Genomic DNA, 24,202 nt, shown 5'->3' on the forward strand with positions numbered 1-24,202 from the left:
TGAAAATGCCACGCATTGCGAATCCCGCTTAAGCAGTTTGTTAGCTTAAATTTCAGCACCTTAGATTTACCAAGCCTGAGATTAAACCGATTTGGAAAATCAACAAACCACTTAAGCTTTGAAACCCGAATTGGCTCAAACTTTGTGGCCTTTCATGCGATTTGAAAACCCGAAAATTTTGATAAATCACTTTCGGAAAATTCAAAGCTAAAACAAAACCTCCAAAGCGACTTTGCACCAAACTGGCGAACCTCGCGCAGTCCCAAAACTCAATTGAGGCAACTGTTCGAAACTCATGTTGACAAACAATGTGGATTTGCCGTGGAACCAGAGCGAATGGCCGAAGGAAGAAAGAAAAACCACAAACAACTGATTTTTAATGTTTTAAGCTAACGCCCTGCTAAGGGGTGAGCAATGCACTACAAAAGCTACCGCACACGGCTTTAATCACAAAACCCACCGCATGCTGAAAATGCCACGCATTGTGAATCCCTCTTAAGCAGTTTGTTAGCTTAAATTTCAACACTTTAGATTTACCAAAATTGAGATTAACCCGATTTGGGAAACCGGCAAACCGCTTGAGTTTTAAAACCCGAATTGACTCAAACTTTGTGGTCTTTCATGCGATTTGAAAACCCGAAATTTTTGAAAACTCACTTTCGAAAAACTCAAAGCGAACACAAAACTTCCAAAGCGACTTTGCAGCAAACTGGCTAACCTCGCGCAATCTCAAAGCTCAATTGAGGCAACTGCTTAAAACTCGAATTGGGCAAACAATACAGATTTACCGAAAAACCTGAACGAATGGCCAAAGGAAGAAAAAACAGACCACAACCAATTGATTTGATTTGTTTTAAGCTAACGCTGCGTTAAGGGGTGAATGCCGCACAAACCAACCTTCAGCAGACCACTTTCACCACCAAAAATCACCGCATACCAAAAATGCCACGCGGCATGAATCCCTCTTTAACGCCTTGTTATGTGCCTGGTTTCAAGTACACGCCTTCCTGACGGAGTTGAGTTCGTAAATCTAACATTTGTATATTTGTAACTATCACGGAAAACAGATTTCCAATAGCTATAGCAAACATTAAGCCTGCTGCATATCCATTCCATAACCCGAGATTAGCTTGAATGAGTGTGTTGAATGCCAGACAAAAGAAGATGATACTGGATATGAACATTCTCAACTCACCACAACTAAATTTGTAGGTGTTGTTCGCATAATCATACCTAATTTTTACCTTTGAACTCAGACCGCCAAGTTTTACATACATCGTGCTTTCACCGCTTTCATAAGCAATGTCATTGAGATCCAGTATTTTTTCTATGCGTTCCAACATGATTTTATATCCTTGAAAATTGATTACCTTGAGACTATTACTAAAGACAACCAATTTCATAAGATATTTGGAATTTCACAGCCTAAGTCACGTATACAGGATTAGGCACATAACGCCCTGCTAAGGGGTGAGCAATGCACTGCCAAAGCGGCCGCACGCCGCCTTAATCACAAAACCCAACGCATGCTGAAAATGCCACGCATTGCGAATCCCTCTTAAGCAGTTTGTTAGCTTAAATTTCAACGCCTTAGATTTACCAAACCTGAGACTAACCCGATTTAGGAAACCGGCAAACTACCTGAGCTTTAAAACCCGAAATGACTCAAACTTTGTGGCCGTTCATTTGCTTTACAAAACCAGTAAATTTTGAGAACTCATTTTCGGAAAACTCAAAGCGAAAGCAAAACTTCCAAAGCGACTTTGCGCCAAACTGACTGACCTCGTGCAACCTAAAAACTCAATTGAGGCAACAGCTCAAAACTCACGTTCATATACAATGCTGATTTGCCGAAAAACCTGAACGAATTGCTAAAGGAAGAAAGAAAAAGCCACAACCAATTGATTTTCATTGTTTTAAGCTAACGCCCTGCTAAGGGGTGAGCAATGCACTGCTAAAGCTACCGCACACCGCCTTAATCACAAAACCCACCGCATGCTGAAAATGCCACGCATTGCGAATCCCTCTTAAGCAGTTTGTTAGCTTAAATTTCAGCACCTTAGATTTACTAAGCCCGAGATTAACCTGATTTGGGAAACTGGCAAACTGCCTGAGTTTTGAAACCCGAATTGGTTCAAACTTTGTAACTGTTCATCTGCTTTGAAAAACAATAAATTTTGATAACACACGAAACGAAAGCGACATTTCCAAAGCGACTTTGCGCCAAGCTGGCTAACCTCGCGCAGCCCCAAAATTTAATTGAGGCAACTGCTCAAAAATCACGTTGGCAAACAATGCCGATTTGCCGAGAAATCTGAACGAACTACCAAGGGAAGAAAAAACAGGCTACAACCAATTGATTTTCATTGTTTTAAGCTAACGCCGCATTAAGGGGCAAGCAACGCGAACAACTGCGCTCAAACTAGCCAGCCTTAACCTCAAATGCGTATCCAAACCAAAAATGCCACGCGTTGATTGTCCCTCTTAAATGCTTTGTTATGTAACTTTACTAACCATTTCAAAGCATTACCAAAAACAGCATCGCCAAACACGATTTAACTTACACGAAAAATCAGCATTGACCCAGTAGAAAAAACTCTGGCAACAACAAAAGCCTCTTGGTTCTGCGGATCATGACTATAGACAAGCTGAACGCAAACTCGTTTTACCATTAAAGCCCAGAGTACAGACTCGAAGAACAAGAAGACTAAACCTAAACCAATATGAATAAAACTGGATTTACAACTTTAAAAATAACCCATTAAAACAATCAGTTAAAATAATAAAACATGCAAAGCAGAAGCTAAACTCAAAGTGAAGAAATCATAAAAATACTTTAATTTTCAATGCATTGTGGGCTTTTTCTCTACGGTTACATAACGCCCTGCTAAGGGGTGAGCAATGCACTACAAAAGTTACAGCACACCAACCTAATCACAAAACCCACCGCATGCTAAAAATGCCACGCATTGCGAATCCCTCTTAAGCAGTTTGTTAGCTTAAATTTCAGCACCTTAGATTAACCAAACCTGAGATTAACCCGATTTGGAAAACTGGCAAACCACCTGAGTTTTAAAACCCGAATAGGCTCAAACTTTGTGGCCTTTAATGCGCATTGAAAACCAGTAAATTTTGAGAACTCATTTTCGGAAAACTCCTCAAAGCGAAAGCAAAACTTCCAAAGCGACTTTGCACCAAATTGGCTAACCTCGATTAGGCCCAAAACTGAATTGAGGCAACTGCTCAAAACTCGCGTTGGCAAACAATGCTGATTTGCCGAGAAACCTGAACGAATGGCCAGAGGAAGAAAAAACAGGCTACAACCAATTGATTTTTATTGTTTTAAGCTAACGCCGCGTTAAGGGGCGCAGGCACGCAATACAAAAGTGACCGCATAACACCTTAACCACTAAACCCAACGCAAATTGAAAATGCCACGCGTGCCAAGTCCCTCTTAAACGCTTTGTTATGCCGTTACTTTTTGTTTTAAGTGAACCTCTACCGCTTTTGAACCATCGGAAAGTATGAAAAAGTCTGAATCAAAACGTTGAACCACATTAAAGCCTAGTGCCTTAAAAACAGCGACATTACCTGTTTGCTCAACACACCAAACCGAGACTGAGTTAATACGCTTAAACTGTGTAACAACGAAATCAACGAGCTTTCTGGCTACACCTTTTTGGCGAAAACTTGGTGTAACTGCTAACGAGCTAAGCTGTAATTCTGAGCCAACCTGTTTAGCTTTAACTACTCCAACTAAAACCTGATCAACATGGAAACCAAAACAACTCCACTCACTTTTAGCACTGTTTTTATTGCTAACTGCGAGCTCGGTTGGCCTGTAAACTTGACGAAGTTCGTCGAAGCAACGCTCTGACAGTTCAACCACTAATTTTTCATTTACATCAAGCTGCTTGATCATCAATTTCACCTTAGGCATAACGCCCTGCTAAGGGGTGAGCAATGCACTACAAAAGCTACCGCACACCGACTTAATCACGAAACCCACCGCATGCTGAAAATGCCACGCATTGCGAATCCCGCTTAAGCAGTTTGTTAGCTTAAATTTCAGCACCTTAAGATTTATAAAAGCTTGAGATTAACCCGATTTGGAAAACCAACAAACCACTTAAGCTTTGAAACCCGAATTGGCTCAAACTTTGTGGCCTTTCATGCGATTTGAAAACCCGAAAATTTTGAAAATTCATTTTCGGTGAACTCAAAGCGAAAGCCAAACTTCCAAAGCGACTTTGCGGCAAAATGGCTAACCTCGCGCAATCCCAAAGCTCGATTGAGGCAACTGCTCAAAACTCGCGTTGACAAACAATGCTAATTTGCCGAAAAACCAGAACGAATGGCCAAGGGAAGAGAGAAAAGACCACAACCAATTGATTTTTATTGTTTTAAGCTAACGCCCTGCTAAGGGGTGAGCAATGCACTACGAAAGCTACCGCACACAACTTTAATCACAAAACTCACCGCATGCTGAAAATGCCACGCATTGTGAATCCCGCTTAAGCAGTTTGTTAGCTTAAATTTCAGCACCTTAGATTGATCAAACCTGAGATTAACTTGATTTAGAAAACTGGCAAACCACTTGAGCTTTAAAACTCGGAATGACTCAAACTTTGTAACCGTTCACTTGCTTTTAAACCAGTAAATTTTGATAAATCACTTTCGGAAAACTCAAAGCGAAAGCAAAACTTCCAAAGCGACTTTGCGGCAAACTTGCTAACCTCGTGCAGTCCCAAAACTCAATTGAGGCAACTACTCAAAACTCGCATTGATAAGCAATGCTGATTTGCCGAAAAACCTGAACGAATGGCCAAGGAAGAAAGAAAAGACCACAACCAATTGATTTTTAATGTTTTAAGCTAACGCCCTGCTAAGGGGTGAGCAATGCGCTACGAATGCTACCGCACACCGCCTTAATCACAAAACCCACCGCATGCTGAAAATGCCACGCATTGCGAATCCCTCTTAAGCAGTTTGTTAGCTTAAATTTCAGCACCTTAGATTTACCAAAGCTAAGATTAACCCGATTTGGGAAACCAACAAACCGCTTGAGTTTTAAAACCCGAAATGACGCAAACTTTGTGGCCTTTCATGTGATTTGAAAACCAATAATTTTTGACAACACATGTTCGCCAAACTCAAAGCGAAAGCAAAACTTCCAAAGCGACTTTGCGCCAAGCTTGCTAACCTCGCGCAATCCTAAAACTCCATTGAGGCAACTGCTCAAAACTTGCGCCGGCAAACAATGCTGATTTGCCGAGAAACCTGAGCGAATGGCCAAGGGAAGAAAGAAAAAACCACAACCAATTGATTTTATGTGTTTTAAGCTAACGCCCTGCTAAGGGGTGAGCAATGCACTGCAAAAGCTACCGCACGCCGCCTTAATCACAAAACTCACCGCATGCTGTAAATGCCACGCATTGCGAATCCCTCTTAAGCAGTTTGTTAGGCTAATTTTACGATCGATGCTCTCCAATAAGTGATAAGCACAATCAGTAACGTCCATGGCATCGCGTACCACCAAAAGTAAGACGCATCACTATCTGCCAGATAAAAATAGATAACTAAGAAAACACTTAAAAGCAACGATATTGTATAAGCGAACCATAAAACCACACACACATCATTACTGAACTGAGACATTGTCACTCCACGTTCAGCACAAGCAGCAAAAACTAAACCAAAACCAATTGCTCCACCAACAGTAATATGAACAAATGAAAGCGGAATTAAAATCCAAAGTGACATCATTCTCTCCCTGATTAGCCTAACGCCCTGCTAAGGGGTGAGCAATGCACTACCAAAGCGACCGCACACCGACTTAATCACAAAACCCACCGCATGCTGAAAATGCCACGCATTGCGAATCCCTCTTAAGCAGTTTGTTAGCTTAAATTTCAGCACCTTAGATTTACCAAAGTTGAGATTAACCTTATTTGGGTTCCTAACAAACCACCTGAGTTTTAAAACCCGAATAGACTCAAACTTTGTGGCCTTTCATGCTATTTGGAAACCCGAAAATTTTAATAAATCACTTTCGGAAAATTCAAAACTTCCAAAGCGGCTTTGCACCAAATTGGCTAACCTCGCGCAATCCGAAAACTCAATTGAGGCAACAGCTCAAAACTCGCGTTATCAAACAATACTGATTTGCCGAAAAACCTGAACGAATGGTCAAGGGCAGAAAGAAAAGACCACAACCAGTTGATTTTGTTTGTTTTAAGCTAACGCCCTGCTAAGGGGTGAGCAATGCACTACGAAAGCTACCGCAAACCGCCTTAATCTCAAAACTCACCGCATGCTGAAAATGCCACGCATTGCGAATCCCTCTTAAGCAGCTTGTTAGCTTAAATTTCAGCACCTTAGATTAACCAAACCTGAGATTAAACCGATTTGGAAAACTGGCAAACTAACTGAGTTTTAAAACCCGAATTGATTCAAACTTTGTGACTGTTCATTTACTTTGAAAACCAATCAATTTTGATAACACATGTTTGCAAAACTTAAAGCGAAAGCGACATTTCCAAAGCGACTTTGCGCCAAACTTGCTAACCTCGTGCAATCCCAAAACTCAATTGAGGCAACTGCTCAAAACTCGCGTTGGCAAACAATGCTGATTTGCCGAGAAACCGGAACGAGCTGCCAAGGGAAGAAAAAACAGGCTGTAATCAATTGATTTTCATTGTTTTAAGCTAACGCCCTGCTAAGGGGTGAGCAATACACTGCCAAAGCCACCGCACACCGCCTTAATCACAAAACTCACCGCATGCTGAAAATGCCACGCATTGCGAATCCCTCTTAAGCAGTTTGTTAGCTTAAATTTCAGCACCTTAGATTTGCTAAAGTTGAGATTAACCTGATTTGGGAAACCAACAAAACGCTTGAGTTTGAAAACCCGAATTGACTCAAACTTTGTGGCATTTCATGCGATTTGAAAACCCGAAAATTTTTATAAATCAATTTCGGAAAACTCATAGCGAAAGCAAAACTTTCAAAGCGACTTTGCGCCGAACTTACTCACCTCGAGCAATCCCAAAATTCAATTGAGGCAACAACTCGAAAATCGCGTTGGCAAACAATACTGATTTGCCGATAAACCTGAACGAATTGCCAGAGGAAGAAAGAAAAAGCCACAAACAACTGATTTTTAATATTTTAAGCTAACGCCCTGCTAAGGGGTGAGCAATGCACTGCAAAATCTACCGCACACCGCCTTAATCACAAAACTCACCGCATGCTGAAAATGCCACGCATTGCGAATCCCTCTTAAGCAGTTTGTTAGCTTAAATTTCAGCACCTTAGATTTACTAAGCCCGAGATTAACCTGATTTGTAAAACCAGCAAACCGCTTGAGTTTTAAAACCCGAATTGATTCAAACTTTGTGACATTTTGTGCTCTTTGAAAATCAGTAAATTTTGACAACACATTTTCGAAAAACTCAACGCGAAAGCAAAACTGCCAAAGCGAGTTTGCGCCAAACTTGCTAAACTCGCGCAACCCCAAAACTCAATTGAGGCAACCGCTCAGAACTCGAATTAGCAAACAACGCTGATTTGCCGAAATAACCTGAACGAACTACCAAGGGAAGAAAAAACAGGCTGCAACCAATTGGTTTTTATTGTTTTAAGCTAACGCCCGGTTAAGGGGCAGCCAACGCCACAACCAAGCTTCCGCATAACACCGTAACCACAAAAAACAACGCATAATAAAAATGCCACGCGTTGGCTGTCCCTCTTGAACCGTTTGTTATGTTTAAGCTTCAATGACTTACGTTTTACCAAAACCAAGATTAACTCAGCTTTGATTCACAAACAAAAGCCAAGACCTAAAAAACGGAAACGACTCATAGATTTGAAAAACAGACTTTGTATTTCGGCAATTCAAGCCCCAAAACCTGTGTTCAAAATACTGATTGCGCCAGCCGCCCTAACCTCGCGCTTACTCGAAAATTGAATGAGGCAATTCTCTGAATTTCCAGCGCCAAAGAATAAGTGTCCAGAAAACAGCGCCCGCTGAAGTCAACTTGCCGACAAACACAAAACCAATCATCCGAGGGAACAAAGAAAAGATACAACCAACTGATTTTGCGTGATTAAACATAACGCCCTGCTAAGGGGTGAGCAATGCGCTACGAATGCTACCGCACACCGCCTTAATCACAAAACCCACCGCATACTGAAAATGCCACGCATTGCGAATCCCTCTTAAGCAGTTTGTTAGCTTAAATTTCAACGTCTTAGATTTACCAAACCTGAGATTAACCTGATTTAGGAAACTGGCAAACCACTTAAGTTTGAAAACCCGAAATTTTTGATAAATCATTTTCGGAAAACTCAGAGCGAACGCAAAACTTCCAAAGCGACTTTGCGCCAAACTGGCTAACCTCGTGTAGCCCCAAAACCCAATTGAGACAACAACTCAAAATTCACGTTGGCAAACAATGCTGATTTGCCGAAATAACCTGAACGAACTGCCAAGGGAAGAAAAACAGGCTGCAAACAATTGATTTTCATTATTTTAAGCTAACGCCCTGCTAAGGGGTGAGCAATGCACTACGAAAGCTACCGCACACCGCCTTAATCACGAAAACCCAATGCATGCTGAAAATGCCACGCATTGCGAATCCCTCTTAAGCAGTTTGTTAGCTTAAATTTCAGCACCTTAGATTAACCAAACCTGAGATTAAACCGATTTGGAAAACTGGCAAACTAACTGAGTTTTAAAACCCGAATTAATTCAAACTTTGTGACTGTTCATTTGCTTTGAAAACCAATCAATTTTGATAACACATGTTTGCAAAACTCAAAGCGAAAGCAAAACTGCCAAAGCGACTTTGAGCCAAGCTTGCTAACCTCGCGCAATCCCAAAACTCCATTGAGGCAACTGCTCAAAACTTGCGTTGGCAAACAATGCTGATTTGCCGAGAAACCTGAACGAATGGCCAAAGGAAGAAAGAAAAAGCCACAACCAATTGATTTTATTTGTTTTAAGCTAACGCTCTGCTAAGGGGTGAACAACGCAATACCGATGCCGCCGCATGCCCCTTAATCACTAAAATCAACGCATAGTAAAAATGCCACGCGTTGTGAATCCCTCTTAAGCAGCTTGTTAGTACGCTGCCCGCAAAGCCTTTGGCACACGCCAAGATACTGAAATATAGCACGAAACTTGTGGTTAAAAACACAGAAGCCTAACGGGCAACTGACAATCTAAAAACCGACCTCAAGATGAAAGTTGGCTAGAAGAAAAACGTGCCAAACTTCCCTTTTTCACCGTTTTCAAATTAGCAAAGGATTCGGCCTTCAGACTTTGACAACAACGCCAAAGAAACGCCGTTTTTGCCAAACATCTCCCAACACCAAAGAAGCCACACCAAAGAAATAACCCAAAAATTAGAAACCGTAAAAGGTGAAATCAAAGCGAAAACTTCGCATCTAGTGCCACCGGAGCGAACGTGAAAGGCACATTTGATCAGGTGTATAGTTAGGAAAAGAAACCAATAAACACAGAAACTTTTAACCTTTGATGCCAACCCAGTACTAACGCCGCATTAAGGGGCAAGCAACGCAAACAACTGAACTTAAACTAGCCAGCCGTCACCTCAAATACCCAACCAAACCAAAAATGCCACGCGTTGATTGTCCCTCTTAAATGCTTTGTTAAATTTATACATCTCCCGAATTATTGCTTACCACTTGTTCCTGTTCATTTTTTATGCGTCTCGCTGCAATTATAGGAAAATTTTGTGTTAGCACGCCAAGAGCACAAACTAGAAAAAACAAAGCTAGTAACACCATTTTTAAGACAATTAAAAAGTCAACTTCATTTGCAGCTATTAGAAACACGAGAACAATTGCTGAAACAATAGCAAAAAGAGCAGCTACAAATTTATTGTAATACTCACCTATTTTCTCAAAAAGCGTCTGCTCTCTAAGAATCACTTTTCCTTCACTATTGAGTTCTATATACACAAAAGCCCGCCTAATCGTAGTCCATGATATTTTTGTAGCTAGTTGAGAATGAAGCTTGATTAAAGCCATTCTCATGGGCTTTTCCGCATAAATACCATTTGTAGCAATCTTGAAATAGTAAGTATCTCTTTGTTCCTTAGCTACTTGTAGCGCATCACTATCTGCATTAGCTGGGTCTGAGATATAGTTCTCAAGAAGGCAAAGCTTACGATTCCGGTGTTTTTCAAGATAGTTGCCATCATTTGCTTGCTTATTAAGCAGCTTCTCTTTCTGGATTTAGGTGGACTTCACCAACTGGTTCACAGTTCCTGATATCACCAGGCCAGCGCTCAGGTTTTCGCTGTTTTGCTGCGAGCAATACCTCAGCTCGGCGCTTCAAGATCTCTTCATCTTTTCCATTATGACGCTCTGAAGGCGTGACATAATTTAGCTTACTGTGTTTGTGCTCGGTGTTGTACCAGCGCACGAAGGCTTCAACCCAACGTCGACTGCTGTCGAGACTTTCAAAGCCCTTTGTCGGCCAGTTTGGCATGTACTTTACCGTGCGGAACAACGATTCTACATACGGATTATCATCACTGACTCTTGGACGGCTATACGATGAGGTAATGCCTAACTCATCCATCTTCGCTTTGAACGTCAGCGACTTCATAGGCGCACCGTTATCTGAGTGAAGAACCAGCGGTTGACTGAAGCACTGCTCTCGCATCAACGTCCGCTGCAGGAGTTGTGAGGCTAACTCGCCGCACTCACGTTCATACACCTCATAACCCACGATTTTTCGGCTGTAGATGTCCTCAATGACGTACAGATAATAGTGCTGGCCTCGAACCTTTGAAGGCAAGTAAGTGATATCCCATGTGTAGACTTGATTCGAGCCTGTCGCCGTATAACTCGTTGGCTTCGCTTGTGTTTGTCTACTCCTCTGACGGCCTCGATGATGAAGTTGCCCTTGTGCACTCAGTACCCGATAATAGCTCGACTCTGAGGCGATATACTCACCTTTATCAAGCAGTGTCGGTACGATTTGAGTTGGAGGTAAGCTCGCGAACTCTGGGCGGTTACACACCTCGATAATGGCATCACGCTCTTGCTGAGAGAGCTTGTTAGCTGGCTCAGGTCTGGCACAGGTCGGTCTTTTATCCGCTTGAACCTCTCCTTGCCGATACCATCGACGATACGTTCTCAGGTCAATTTGAACCTCATAACAAGCTCGCTCTAAGCGGCAACCACTTTGCTTGGCATCGTGGATAAGAGCAATCAGGTGCTGCCTTTCATCGGTTGAGGTTAGTCGTCCTCTGGCTCTTCCCCGTAAAAGGCTATGAGCTTTTTTCGTAGAACCAACAGGGCAGCCGTTTCAGCGAGCGCCTTTTCTTTGTGGCGTAACTCCTTCCTAAGCTCTTTGATTTCAAGCTTATCCGCTTTGGCCTGCTTCTTTGCTTGTGCTTCCCGCTCTTTACTCGACATGAAGCCTTGCATACATTCGCTGCGCCAGCGTTGGACTTGCTCTGGAAACAGACCTTTTTCACGACAATATTGGCTGAGTTCATTCTCGGTCATCGAGTAAGTCTCGGCGACGATGGCGAGTTTAGTTTGAGCAGACCACTGCTCTGATGAAGTGTTGCTGTTTGGCACTGCGGCTCCTGAACGTCTGAGTTGCTGTCGCCAATGATACAGGGTTGCAGTGCTAATGCCTTCCTCTTTTGAAAGTTCGCTCACTGACATTGAGTATGGAGGCAGCAGCTTCTTCAATATGGCTTCTTTTCTTTCTGTTGGAATACGAGACACAATTCACTCTTACCGCCCTAGACTGGTTAAATTTTAACAGTGACAACTATCCTGCCAGAGGGGGATTCGTTCAGGTTTTCGGCAAATCAGCATTGTTTGCCAACGCAAGTCTTGAGAAGTTGCCTCAATTGAGTTTTGGGCTTGCGTGAGGTTAGCCAGTTTGGTGCAAAGTCGCGTTGGAAGTTTTGCTTTCGCTTTGAGTTTTCCGAAAGTGATTTATCAAAATTTTCGGGTTTTCAAATCGCATGAAAGGCCACAAAGTTTGAATCAATTTGGGTTTTAAAACTTAAGTGGTTTGCCGGTTTCCTAAATCGGATTAATCTCAGGTTTAGTAAATCTTAAGGTGCTGAAATTTAAGCTAACAAACTGCTTAAGAGGGATTCGCAATGCGTGGCATTTTCAGCATGCGGCGGGTTTTGTGATTCAGGTGGTGTGCGGTAGCTCTTGCAGTGCATTGCTCACCCCTTAGCAGGGCGTTATGCGACAAGGCAAAATTTTAGGTTTCTTCTAATTTAATCTCTTTGGCAATTCGTTTTTGGGTTTCGGCAAATCAGTATTTTCGGCTCAAATTCTTGAATCACTCAGACCGTAAAACATGCCAAAGTTCGTTAAGTTGCCTCATTAAAAATCGGATTTTGTCGCTGAAAAATTTCAGGCGTAAAGTGTGGAAAGGGCAAGTTTACTGAAAGTCGGTAATTGCTGAAATTTCGGTTCGTTGAGTTTCTCGCAAGCAAAAGCTAATTCTTCGCTTTAAATCAGCGTTCCGTACTTGTGACGACCTTTTTACGAAATGTTGAATTCGCTGGTTCTTGAATCACAAAAAGTTATCTGCGCGTTTGTAGCTTGCCGTGTTTAAGGTAATGTTTTCGTTAGCCAATTTGGCACTTGCGTACAAATCGCATAACAAACAATTTAAGCAGATTCGCAACGCGTGGCAGTTTTGGTTTGCAGTGAGTTTTGTGTTTATGACGCAATGCGGTAGCTTTTGTATCGCGTTGCTCACTACTTAATTGGGCGTTATATTTTTCATCAAGTTTGGAGTATGAATTGAAAGTTAGTAATCCTTTAACAATTGTGGCGATTTTTGCTGGTGTAGCAGAAGCGTTTGCAACTGGTGCTTTGGTTCTACTGCCATTAGAGATTCAACAAAATTTTGTTTATTTCGTGATGTTTTTCCCGTTACTCATAGTAGTGACATTTTTTGGTATTTTAGTTAAAAAGCCTCAGGTTCTATATGCTCCCAGTGACTATTCTGATGAAAAAAACTTCATCGTTGCCAATGGTATTGAGAAAGTGTTAAGTGCTAAAACCGAAGAGGTAGTTGAATCCATTAAGCGGGACGCTCCAGAACTAAACTCGTCTACAATCGAATCGTTAAGGCATAGTTTGAAAAATAGCTTTAAAACTGCTGCGGAAGACAGTTTTGAACAACTTATTTTGGATTACCTAAAAGAGCACCCTAACAATGCTTACACTGCGACTGGTATTGGTCATATATTATCAATTAGTTTTAGGGTAGTGGCTGATACCCTGCTTAAGCTAGAAAGTCAGGGGTTGGTAGTCAGGGGTGTTGAAAAGGATACAAACATCACTTTGTGGCAAATAAAAATATAACAAACTGTTCAAGAGTGATTCAGCACGCGTGGCATTTTTGGTATGCGTTGATTTCGGTGTTGAAGTGCCATGCGGAAGCTTGGTCATTGCGTGCTTCACACCTTAACAGGGCGTTATGTTGCCATGCAGTTCTCAGCAAATCTGGAGGCGAGGATGTATAAGGAAATTATTGATTTCTGGTTCAATGAGTTGGAACCAAAACAATGGTGGCAAAAAGATGCTGTATTCGATTCAACGATAAAGACTCGTTTCGGTGAGTTGCACAGACAAGCGCGGCATGGAGAGCTGTTCAAATGGCGTGAGACTGCGCTTGGTTCTCTAGCAGAGATAATTATCTTAGATCAGTTCTCTCGCAATATTTACCGAGATGAAGTCGACTCTTTCGCATGTGATTCCATGGCTCTCGCGTTAGCTCAGTTTGCGATTTCAAAAGGTCTAGATGTTGAATTATCGATTAATGAGAGAGCATTCATGTACATGCCATTTATGCATAGTGAATCAAAGCTAATTCATACTCAGGCGGTAAAACTCTTTGAAGCGCTTGGTGTTGAAAGTAACCTAGTACCCTTTCCATTTAGTTTTGAATGGTTAGTTCATCATAAGCCCGGTGAAGTTTGTTCCGGGCTTTGTCTACATCAAACAACCATTCAATGGATGCTTTCTCTGTATTGCGCATAGTCTCCCAAGCTTTAAGTTCCCGATGTAATTCCTCCCAACTCCCGATACGTCGATTAAGGCATTGCTGATTCATAACGCCGATCTCAATCTCCACCATGTTGAGCCAACTGGCATGAGGAGGGGTATAGTGGAAAGTGATTTTCCTTAATATTCGACGAGCCTCTCCCGCAGGGAACGTGTGATAAAGTGCGCCAGCCTTGTGAGTGGTAAAATTGTCTAATACAACATGAATTTGCTCTGCATCCGGGTAATGTTCATCAACTAACTCTTTCATGCACCAAGCAAAGTCTTCGAACTTTTTGGTTTTTGTTGCTTTCGCATGTCGCCAACCATTATGTCGGTCATACATCAGGAAGATATTCGCTACCGCTTCCCTGCGATATTCATAATCGATGCGTTCTGGTTGTCCAGGTTTAGCTGAAATAGGCTCTCTTGTATGGGAAATCATCTGCTTCATGGCCTCATCGAAGTTAATGACCGGCTCTTTGGGGTTGGCAGGTTGAGCATACAACTCCAAAACTTCTTCCATCTGTGCAATGAAGTCCGCATTGAGTTGACCAATGCACCACATTTTCTTCTGCCATGGTTTGAGTTGATTTTCCTTAAGTCGTGAGCGGATTGTTTCCAGAGAAATACTTTCTAAGTCCGTCAAAGCAATCAGCCTGTCTGCAATTAAAGAAAGCGTCCAGCGAGCGACCCCTTCAGGTGGCTTGGTACAGGCGATAGTGATAAGCGTGGCTTCCTCGCTTGAGCTTAATGCCTTCGGCTGCCCACGACGTTTTCCTTCTTCCAGGGCAGATTGCAGGCCTTCTTCAACAAAACCGCGTTTGGTTCTATAGACCGTTGAAGTACTGGTGTTTAAGAGCTGACATATTTCAGCGTCTGTATGTTGCCTGTGATTTGCCAGTAAAAGGATTTGGGCACGTTTTAGCTTTCTGGCGTTGTGCTTACCTTTACTGGTGAGTTCGTTAAGTTCAGCAATTTCTTCACAAGTCAGTTCAACACGGTAGGAAATATTCATGGCATGATAGGCTTCATTCTTAAAACCAATAATTGATCATACTCCGGTAAAAATGTCGATCTAAGATGGGAAAATGTCTGGAAAATACACCAAAAAACAAGGGCAGTATCTGGCCTATATTTACTACTACACCAAAGTGAATGGACGAGCGCCAGCTCATGCAGATCTACAAGATTACTTTGAGGTATCACCACCAAGTGTTCATCAGATGTTATTGAAGCTTGAAGAGCGTGGATTGATAACGAAAGAAGCTGGTGTCAGCCGAAGTATCAAGGTGGCTATTGATGTAAAAGAGCTACCATTGGATTGGTAGCTCAATCGATCAGAATTAAATGGAAACGGTACTAGTATTGGGCCAACTCAAAACTGACGATAAGAGCAATGAAATTACCGCGATTCCAGAGCTTATTAAGATGCTCGACTTGCGAGGAGCTATCGTGACGATTGATGCGATGGCCTGCCAGACCAAGATTGCCAAGGCGATCACTAGCAAGGGCGGTGATTACTTGTTGGCAGTAAAGGGGAATCAAGGCAAGTTGTCGGCAGCCATACAGACAGCCTTCGCCCCACACCGCCGTGCCCCGATTGACAAAACCACTTATCAAATCGAGAAACAAAAAGGCCGCGTTGAAGCACGTACTTGCCATGTACTCAAGGCTAGTGAGTTAGAGGGTGACTTCTCAACGTGGAGCGGACTCGCCAGTATTGTCATGGTTGAAAATTACCGAGTTGCCAAAGGTAAAGCGCCAAAGCTGGAGTACCGCTACTACATAAGTTCAGCAGACCTGACCGCGGAGCAGGCAGGAAATGCCATTCGAGCCCACTGGGGCATAGAGTCAATGCACTGGATTTTAGATGTGAGCATGCGAGAAGATGCTTGTCAGATTTACCGACAAAACGCGGCTGAAAATTTGGCAGGTTTAAGACACATGGCGCTTAACATGCTAAGAGCTGAGCCAAGCAAAATTAGTGTGCAGGGAAAAATCATGAACATGCCCGTGTTTAAAGGGTTTGCAGCATTCTGATAAAGAATTCGAAAGTGAAAAATCCGGATAGATTGAATAGTTTGAATCGAGTTGATTTTCATGGTTGATTAAAATCAATGAGTTACAATTTTTGGCTATTTATCTAATAGGCTCGTTGTGAAGTTTTTGACCAGCTTTGAGCCCTTATGTAGCAAGGATGTTCATGATTTTTCCCTGAATTAGTGTGCCAATGAAGCAGAAACGTTGCATGATGAACCCCGGCTTCTTGGAGCAAGTCTTAGTCGCTGGATTTAAGTCAATGACTAAATTCTAACCACTCATGCGGACGCCCTGGGCTTACAGCATACGGTACTGATGCTCAAGTTCTTAGTTTGACAGAACAGACCAAAGAGATTCTCGATCAAATTTCAACGGTTCTCAAAGCGGAAGGCAGCGCAAAAACCAACTTGGTAAAGCTAACCATTTTTGTTCGTGATATATCTAAGTTGGCGAGTATCCGAGAGCTACTATTTCATTTCTATGACGGCCATTTGCCAGCCTGTTCTCTGGTTGAAGTTTCTAAGCTAATTCATCCGGACTTACAAATTGAAATTGAGGCAGTAGTAGCGCTTTGAGTACGAACATAACAAAGCGTTTAAGAGGGATTTGGCACGCGTGGCATTTTCAGTTTGCGTTGGGTTCAGTGGTTACGGCACTGTGCGGTAGCTTTTGTATTGCGTGCCTGCACCCCTTAACGCGGCGTTATGCTTTATTGAGCCTCAGCAAAATCAATATATAAATTTTAATGGGAAAACTCAGTCTGATTTAGAAATTTTCCTATTCTAATTCATTGATATTATGAGTTTATTGTTCTTTTTTGTGGCTATTGAAAGTTGAACGATAGTTGTGCTTTTTCGGTAACTTTGCCCTGATAAATTGTGCACGCAAAAGATTCAACTGTTGCTGAAAGGTCTCTTTCTTTGGTGTTGCTGGTTCATTGATTCCGCAGGCTAATTCGCTTCAACTTGTTTGGGATCTTATCGACAACAATGATTGCTGAAAGTAGGCTGGTTTGCCATTTTGAGTTAAACTTCTGAGAACAAATGAATTTTGTAAAAGTTCAATGTAATCAATGAATAATAAAGCATAACAAACGCTTCAAGAGGGACTTCCAACGCGCGGCATTTTTATTATGCGTTGATTTTGGTGGTTACGGTGTTATGCGGAAACTTGGTAGTAGCGTTGTCAGCCCCTTAAGCGGGCGTTAGCTTTAAAAAGGGTACGTATGTTCCTATTCAAAATTAATGATTCAAAAATGTCATATAGCTTTAAAGCATCAATATTAAGTGCCTGTATTGCCTTTGTTTTAGCGTGTTTGTATCATTTTTTAGTTGGCTTGCCTGAAGATGCGCCTAATGAGAACTTATCGTTTTCCCTTTTTGATGCGCTCGGTTTGATTCTATTCGCTCCATTTGTAGAAACGATACTAATAGTCCTACTCATATGGTTAGCTCAGAAGTTCATGCAAAATATACTATTGGTCGCTTGCTTGGTTGCCTTGTCTATTTCAGTTTTGCACTCTTTAAGCCATCCATTGTGGGGCTTGTTCACGTTTGCCCCTTTTGTTGTTTTTTGCCTCGGTTTTCAGGTGTGGCAAAAGGTATCTACATCTGAGGGTGCAAAAGTCGCTTTCTTAACTCACGCCTTTCATAATAGTTATGTGTTAATTTTGGTGGGGCTATCAGCTTAAAGCTAACAAAGCATTTAAGAGTGATTCGCAACGCTTGGCAGTTTCGCTTCGCTCAAGTATAGCCAAGCGCCGCTCACACCTTAATGCGGCGTTAACTGGCAATAAAATTACCCATCTTTTTTCGTTGGATTTTAAGTTATTGATTTATATTAATAATAAATCGAGTGAAAAATAAAAGGTTATTTTGAGAAATTTGATGTAATTACTTTTATTAACAATAGGTTACTGATAAAGTTTCATAGTTCACTGCCGCACAGGCAGCTTAGAAAAAGAAGTTAAAACGGTCCAGACCGGACAACTGGTTCACTGCCGCACAGGCAGCTTAGAAATTGGGTGATCAGCACTGAATGATCATCATGCCGTTCACTGCCGCACAGGCAGCTTAGAAATTGGTTCTTGCTCGATACAAGCCGTCCGCTTAGTTCACTGCCGCACAGGCAGCTTAGAAAATCGATGGCGACCCGTACAAGATGATTTCTCTGTTCACTGCCGCACAGGCAGCTTAGAAAATCAGGAATGCAAGAAATCATGGGCGCGTTGTGTTCACTGCCGCACAGGCAGCTTAGAAAAGTATGACGGCACCGCTGAACGTTACGTGAAAGTTCACTGCCGCACAGGCAGCTTAGAAATGAATAACCGTTAGCTGGCGCGCAAGCGTATAGTTCACTGCCGCACAGGCAGCTTAGAAATGAATAACCGTTAGCTGGCGCGCAAGCGTATAGTTCACTGCCGCACAGGCAGCTTAGAAATGCTACGGAAACGTAGCGGGAATGTGCGAACGTTCACTGCCGCACAGGCAGCTTAGAAATGACTTATCATCAGCGAGTTTGCATTAAGCTCGTTCACTGCCGCACAGGCAGCTTAGAAAAACCACAACGAGAGCCCCACTGCAAAGCATTAGTTCACTGCCGCACAGGCAGCTTAGAAAGTTTCTGTCATCCGGCACGCGGCCATCGGTTCGTTCACTGCCGCACAGGCAGCTTAGAAATTTTTCTGCCAATCTCTCAGCGGAAACCTTGATGTTCACTGCCGCACAGGCAGCTTAGAAAGTTACAGCGTTTCGCGCTGCGACCAATCAAATGTTCACTGCCGCACAGGCAGCTTAGAAAATCAAGCCTACCCGCCTCATCCTGCCTAACTTGTTCACTGCCGCACAGGCAGCTTAGAAATAATAAGAAATAAAAACGCTAAGGTTTTTTGGGTTCACTGCCGCACAGGCAGCTTAGAAATGAAAAGCCTTGTGCCAATGAACGCTTGCATTGTTCACTGCCGCACAGGCAGCTTAGAAATCTTGCCGCTATTCGTGATTTTTATTTTTAACGTTCACTGCCGCACAGGCAGCTTAGAAAACTTCGCGCATCTTTTCGTCAGTGTCGCACATGTTCACTGCCGCACAGGCAGCTTAGAAATATCAGCCATGCGCCTTGGCATGGATGCAAAAGTTCACTGCCGCACAGGCAGCTTAGAAATCATCAGCAATCGCACGAGCTTTTTTACCGCCGTTCACTGCCGCACAGGCAGCTTAGAAACTAACCCGTGCTATTGAAGCCGCCAAGTTGTAGTTCACTGCCGCACAGGCAGCTTAGAAATGGGGGTGTGTGAAAGGACATAGCACACGCCAGTTCACTGCCGCACAGGCAGCTTAGAAAGATTTAAGCGTGTGTTTGATGTAGGTCCAGTTGTTCACTGCCGCACAGGCAGCTTAGAAATGAATATTTCAAGACTAAGCATGAAATGTACTGTTCACTGCCGCACAGGCAGCTTAGAAAAAGTCCCATTTTGACACCAGCGGTATAAGCTCGTTCACTGCCGCACAGGCAGCTTAGAAAAATACTTCCAGCTCTAAACTTTGTCATGAATGGTTCACTGCCGCACAGGCAGCTTAAAAATATTGGTACTTTTGGCATTTGGGATCGGCCAGTTAACAAAGCGTTTAAGAGGGATTCGCAACGCGCGGCATTTTCGTTATGCATTGATTTTATTAGTTTTTAGTGCAATGCGGTAAGTTAGTCGTTGCGTTGCTCACCCCTTAACGCGGCGTTATGTTTAATCACGTCAAATCAGTTGGTTGTATCTTTTCTTTGCTCCCTCGGCTTGTAGGTTTTGCGCTTGTCGGCAAGTTGGCTTCGTTTGGCGCTGGAAATTCAGAGAGTTGCCTCAGTCAATTCTCGGGTAAGCGCGAGGTTAGGGTGGTTGGCTCAATCAGAAAATTGATCTTAGGTTTTGGGCTTGAACAGTCGAAATTTGAAGTTGTTTTTCAAATCTATGAGTCATTTCAGTTTTTTAGGTCTTGGCTTTTGTTTGTGAGTCAACGCTGAGTTAATCTTGGTTTTTGTAAAACGTAAGCCCTTGAAGCTTAAACATAACAAACGCTTTAAGACGGATTCGCAACGCGTGGCATTTGTGGTTTGCGGTAAACTTAGTGATTTAGGTGGTGTGCGGTAACATCGTATTGCGTTGCTCACCACTTAAGCGGGCGTTAGCTTAAAACACGTAAAATCAAATGGTTGTGGTTTTTTCTTTCTTCCCTTGGCCATTCGTTCAGGTTTTTCGGTAAATCAGCATTGTTTATCAATGCGAGTTTTGAGTAGTTGCCTCAATTGAGTTTTGGGACTGCACGAGGTTAGCAAGTTTGCCGCAAAGTCGCTTTGGAAGTTTTGCTTTCGCTTTGAGTTTTCCGAAAGTGATTTATCAAAATTTACTGGTTTCCAAGCAAATGAACGGTCACAAAGTTTGAGTTGTTTCGGGTTTCAAAGTTTAGGCGGTTTGCTAGTTTTCCAAATCGAGTTAATCTCAGGTTTGGTCAATCTAACGTGCTGAAATTTAAGCTAACAAACTGCTTAAGAGGGATTCGCAATGCGTGGCATTTTCAGCATGCGATGAGTTTTGTGATTAAGTTGGTGTGCGGTCGCTTTTGCAGTGCATTGCTCACCCCTTAGCAGGGCGTTAGCTTAAAATAATGAAAATCAATTGTTTGCAGCCTGTTTTTCTTCCCTTGGCAGTTCGTTCAGGTTATTTCGGCAAATCAGCATTGTTTGCCAACGTGAATTTTGAGTTGTTGTCTCAATTGGGTTTTGGGGCTACACGAGGTTAGCCAGTTTGGCGCAAAGTCGCTTTGGAAGTTTTGCGTTCGCTCTGAGTTTTCCGAAAATGATTTATCAAAAATTTCGGGTTTTCAAACTTAAGTGGTTTGCCAGTTTCCTAAATCAGGTTAATCTCAGGTTTGGTAAATCTAAGACGTTGAAATTTAAGCTAACAAACTGCTTAAGAGGGATTCGCAATGCGTGGCATTTTCAGTATGCGGTGGGTTTTGTGATTAAGGCGGTGTGCGGTAGCATTCGTAGCGCATTGCTCACCCCTTAGCAGGGCGTTAGCTTAAAACAAATAAAATTAATTGGTTGTGGTCTGTTCTTTCTTCCTTTGGCCATTCGTTCAGGTTTTTCGGCAAATCAGTATTGTTTGCCAACGCAAGTCTTGAGCAGTTGCCTCAATTGAGTTTTGGGATTGCGCGAGGTTAGCAAGCTTGGCTCAAAGTCGCTTTGGCAGTTTTGCTTTCGCTTTGAGTTTTGCGAAAAAGAGTTCTCAAAATTTACTGGTTTCAAAGCAAGTGAACGGTTACAAAGTTTGAGACAATCCGGGTTTCAAAGCTCAAGTGGTTTGTTGGTTTTCCAAACTGGGTTAGTCTCAGGTTTGGTAAATCTAAGGTGCTGAAATTTAAGCTAACAAACTGCTTAAGCGGGATTCGCAATGCGTGGCATTTTCAGCATGCGGTGAGTTTTGTGATTAAGTTGGTGTGCTGTGGCTTTCGTCGTGCATTGCTCACCCCTTAGCAGGGCGTTAGCTTAAAACAATGAAAATCAATTGATTGCAGCCTATTTTTTCTTCCCTTGGCAGCTCGTTCCGGTTTCTCGGCAAATCAGCATTGTTTGCCAACGCGAGTTTTGAGCCGGTGCCTCAATTGAGTTTTGGGATTGCGCGAGGTCAGCAAGTTTGGCGCAAAGTCGCTTTGGTAGTTTTGCTTTCGCTTTGAGTTTTCCGAAAATGATTTATCAATATTTCGAGTTTTCAAATCGTATGAAAGGCCACAAAGTTTGAGTCAATTCGGGTTTTAAATCTCAGGTGGTTTGTTGGTTTTCCAAATCAGGTTCATCTCAGTTTTGGCAAATCTAAGGTGCTGAAATTTAAGCTAACAAACTGCTTAAGCGGGATTCGCAATGCGTGGCATTTTCAGCATGCGGTGGGTTTCGTGATTAAGTCGGTGTGCGGTAGCTTTAGCAGTGCATTGCTCACCCCTTAGCAGGGCGTTAGCTTAAAGCAATGAAAATCAATTGTTTGCAGCCTGTTTTTTCTTCCCTTGGCCATTCGTTTCGGTTTCTCGGCAAATCAGCATTTTTTGCCAACGCGAGTTTCGAGCTGTTGCCTCAATAGAGTTTTTGGGTTGCTCGAGGTTAGCCAGGTTGGCGCAAAGTCGCTTTGGAAGTTTTGTGTTCGCTTTGAGTTCTCCGAAAATGAATTCTCAAAATTTACTGGTTTCAAAGCAAATGAACGGTCACAAAGTTCGAATCGATTCGGGTTTTAAAACTCAAGTGGTTTGCCGGTTTCCTAAATCGAGTTAATCTCAGGTTTGGTAAATCTAAGGCGTTGAAATTTAAGCTAACAAACTGCTTAAGCGGGATTCGCAATGCGTGGCATTTTTGGCATGCGGTGAGTTTTGTGATTAAGGCGGTGTGCGGTAGCTTTTGCAGTGCATTGCTCACCCCTTAGCAGGGCGTTAGCTTAAAACAATAAAAATCAATTGCTTGTGGTCTTTTCGTTCTTCCCTTGGCAATTCGTTTAGGTTTCTCGGCAAATCAGCGTTGTTCGCTAATGCGAGTTTTGAGCGGTTGCCTCAATTGAGTTTTGGGATTGCACGAGGTGAGCAAGTTGGGCGCAAAGTCGCTTTGGAAGTTTTGCATTTGCTTTGAGTTTGCCGAAAATGAGTTCTCAAAATTTACTGGTTTTCAAAGCGCATGAACGGCCACAAAATTTGAGTCATTTCGGGTTTTAAAGCTCAGGTGGTTTGTTGGTTTTCCAAATCAGGTTCATCTCAGGTTTGGTAAATCTAAGACGTTGAAATTTAAGCTAACAAACTGCTTAAGCGGGATTCGCAATGCGTGGCATTTTCAGCATGCGGCGGTTTTCGTGATTAAGTTGGTGTGCGGTAACTTTGGCAGTGCATTGCTCACCCCTTAGCAGGGCGTTAGCTGTCAAAATAATTTGATGTAAGAAACTTAATACTCAATTTCATTGAAGTTGGCGATACCTCCATTAACAATAAATTTAACCTATTGTAGAGTTATTTATCTGGTATTTTATGGCTTTTATGCCAAGGATAAGAGCAATGAAAAAATTAGATGAAGTTAAGTTAAATCTGAAGCGAACAAAGCAAATGGGAGAGACGACTTTAGGTCAGTTGACTATTGAAGGAGTGAGTAAAAGTTGGTTTGTATTGGAACCCGCAGGGCCAGATTCTATAACAGAGGGATCTGATAAAAGAATTCAAGCTGGCACTTATAAATTATTGCCTTATAGTTCGCCGAAATACCCGAATGTATATGAACTACAAAATGTTCCAGGTAGGACATTCATTCTGATCCATGCTGGAAATTATCACAAAGATACTCTCGGTTGTTTGATGCCAGGTAAAACATGGGGGGTTGTAGCTAAATCTCATTACTCTGTAGGTAACAGCAAATCAGCACTAAAAGAAATAATTTCTGAAATAGAGAATTATAAAAAAATCACCATAAATATATCTAATCAGTTGAGCAGCAACAATGATAAAAAGTGTGATAATTTTCATAGTATCTTTTCTTTGTTCATGTCAATTGTATGCTAAAAATCCAGAAGTAAGTCTTTTACACAATTGGATGATAGAAACTATGAATCTATAGAATCAAATCTTGACGAAAGAGATGTTTCAGAAATAGTGCCTACAATTTTTTCTTTTTAGGAGATTTGGAAGCGTAGAGATGGAGCAATTTCTGGAGAGGTTTCACCATTACTTCTTATTGCTTTGAAAGTTGAGCCTCAAAAAACTTTACTTTTGCTCTCCGAAAACCCTGAGTCTTTTAATAAATGGTTAAATGAGCTGGAAGGGATGGTGTTCACAGATCATACAGGTAACGATAGTGATCGGTTAGAACAGCTAAGAGTGGATGTATTAGCAACAATGAAATCTTACTCGGGAAAACAATCGGATAAATTAGAACCCATGGCTGACGCTCTTATTGAAAGACTTGATGCCATAAGAGTAAGAACGATAGATTAAATTAGTGCTAGCAACAGCTAACAAGGCGTTAAAGAGGGATTCATGCCGCGTGGCATTTTTGTTATGCGGCGAGTTTTGGTGGTGAAAGT

General features: G+C 42.3%; 12 protein-coding genes, 1 pseudogene and 1 CRISPR repeat array. Of the genes and pseudogenes, 7 read left to right on the forward strand and 6 right to left on the reverse strand.

All coding sequences use genetic code 11. From position 1 onward, the window contains the following. Positions 1–977: 977 nt before the first annotated feature. From EA26_RS14325 to EA26_RS14360, 5 genes are all read right to left on the reverse strand, one after another. The gene (locus EA26_RS14325; RefSeq protein WP_039428632.1) at positions 978–1,343 is read right to left on the reverse strand and encodes a hypothetical protein; all 366 of its coding nucleotides are present in this window, start codon (positions 1,341–1,343) and stop codon (positions 978–980) included. Positions 1,344–3,466: 2,123 nt separating this feature from the next. Then, entirely contained in the window at positions 3,467–3,922 is a 456-nt protein-coding gene (locus tag EA26_RS14330) for a GNAT family N-acetyltransferase (protein WP_193244240.1), read from the reverse strand. Between the two features lie 1,538 nt (positions 3,923–5,460). Then, positions 5,461–5,763, reverse strand: a complete 303-nt coding sequence (locus EA26_RS14340) for a hypothetical protein (protein ID WP_039428637.1) — start codon at positions 5,761–5,763, stop codon at positions 5,461–5,463. Positions 5,764–9,681: 3,918 nt separating this feature from the next. Next, positions 9,682–10,062: a hypothetical protein gene (locus EA26_RS14355; protein WP_039428640.1), complete on the reverse strand. Its 381-nt coding sequence runs from the start codon at positions 10,060–10,062 to the stop codon at positions 9,682–9,684. A gap of 178 nt (positions 10,063–10,240) precedes the next feature. Next, a protein-coding gene (locus EA26_RS14360; protein WP_404975831.1) for an IS3 family transposase occupies positions 10,241–11,775 on the reverse strand; the annotation gives its coding sequence in 2 pieces (ribosomal slippage) (positions 10,241–11,322 and positions 11,322–11,775; 1,536 coding nt in all). A gap of 1,047 nt (positions 11,776–12,822) precedes the next feature. Between EA26_RS14360 and EA26_RS20110 the strand changes: the two genes are divergently transcribed. Further along, positions 12,823–13,389 (forward strand): hypothetical protein, encoded by a 567-nt coding sequence (locus EA26_RS20110; protein ID WP_043037929.1) that lies wholly within the window; start codon positions 12,823–12,825, stop codon positions 13,387–13,389. A gap of 153 nt (positions 13,390–13,542) precedes the next feature. Next, on the forward strand, positions 13,543–14,067 hold the full coding sequence (locus EA26_RS21030) for a DUF924 family protein (protein ID WP_081947115.1): 525 nt from the start codon (positions 13,543–13,545) through the stop codon (positions 14,065–14,067). Here EA26_RS21030 and EA26_RS14375 read toward each other — a convergent pair. Beyond that, the gene (locus EA26_RS14375) at positions 13,964–15,088 is read right to left on the reverse strand and encodes an IS630 family transposase (protein ID WP_039423633.1); all 1,125 of its coding nucleotides are present in this window, start codon (positions 15,086–15,088) and stop codon (positions 13,964–13,966) included. The genes EA26_RS21030 and EA26_RS14375 overlap by 104 nt on opposite strands. A 73-nt stretch (positions 15,089–15,161) precedes the next feature. On the opposite strand from EA26_RS14375, the gene EA26_RS14380 reads away from it, so the two are divergent. The 5 genes and pseudogenes from EA26_RS14380 to EA26_RS20115 all read left to right on the forward strand — a co-directional run bounded on the left by EA26_RS14380 (position 15,162) and on the right by EA26_RS20115 (position 23,681). Continuing rightward, positions 15,162–15,401, forward strand: coding sequence for a LexA family protein (locus tag EA26_RS14380; protein ID WP_020432846.1), 240 nt, complete (start codon positions 15,162–15,164; stop codon positions 15,399–15,401). 31 nt (positions 15,402–15,432) lie between these two features. Next, a pseudogene (locus tag EA26_RS14385) lies at positions 15,433–16,071 on the forward strand (ISAs1 family transposase); the annotation flags it as partial. Between the two features lie 374 nt (positions 16,072–16,445). After that, complete coding sequence (locus tag EA26_RS14390; protein ID WP_081947116.1) at positions 16,446–16,688, forward strand: RidA family protein; 243 nt, start codon at positions 16,446–16,448, stop codon at positions 16,686–16,688. 680 nt (positions 16,689–17,368) lie between these two features. Then, positions 17,369–17,803 (forward strand): hypothetical protein, encoded by a 435-nt coding sequence (locus EA26_RS14395; RefSeq protein WP_226978401.1) that lies wholly within the window; start codon positions 17,369–17,371, stop codon positions 17,801–17,803. 241 nt (positions 17,804–18,044) lie between these two features. Then, positions 18,045–19,692: a CRISPR direct-repeat array (repeat unit 28 nt; unit sequence GTTCACTGCCGCACAGGCAGCTTAGAAA). Between the two features lie 3,491 nt (positions 19,693–23,183). Further along, positions 23,184–23,681: a DUF5675 family protein gene (locus EA26_RS20115; RefSeq protein WP_052079779.1), complete on the forward strand. Its 498-nt coding sequence runs from the start codon at positions 23,184–23,186 to the stop codon at positions 23,679–23,681. Positions 23,682–24,202: the final 521 nt, after the last annotated feature.

It is taken from the genome of Vibrio navarrensis (assembly GCF_000764325.1).
GTDB classification, from domain to species: domain Bacteria; phylum Pseudomonadota; class Gammaproteobacteria; order Enterobacterales; family Vibrionaceae; genus Vibrio; species Vibrio navarrensis.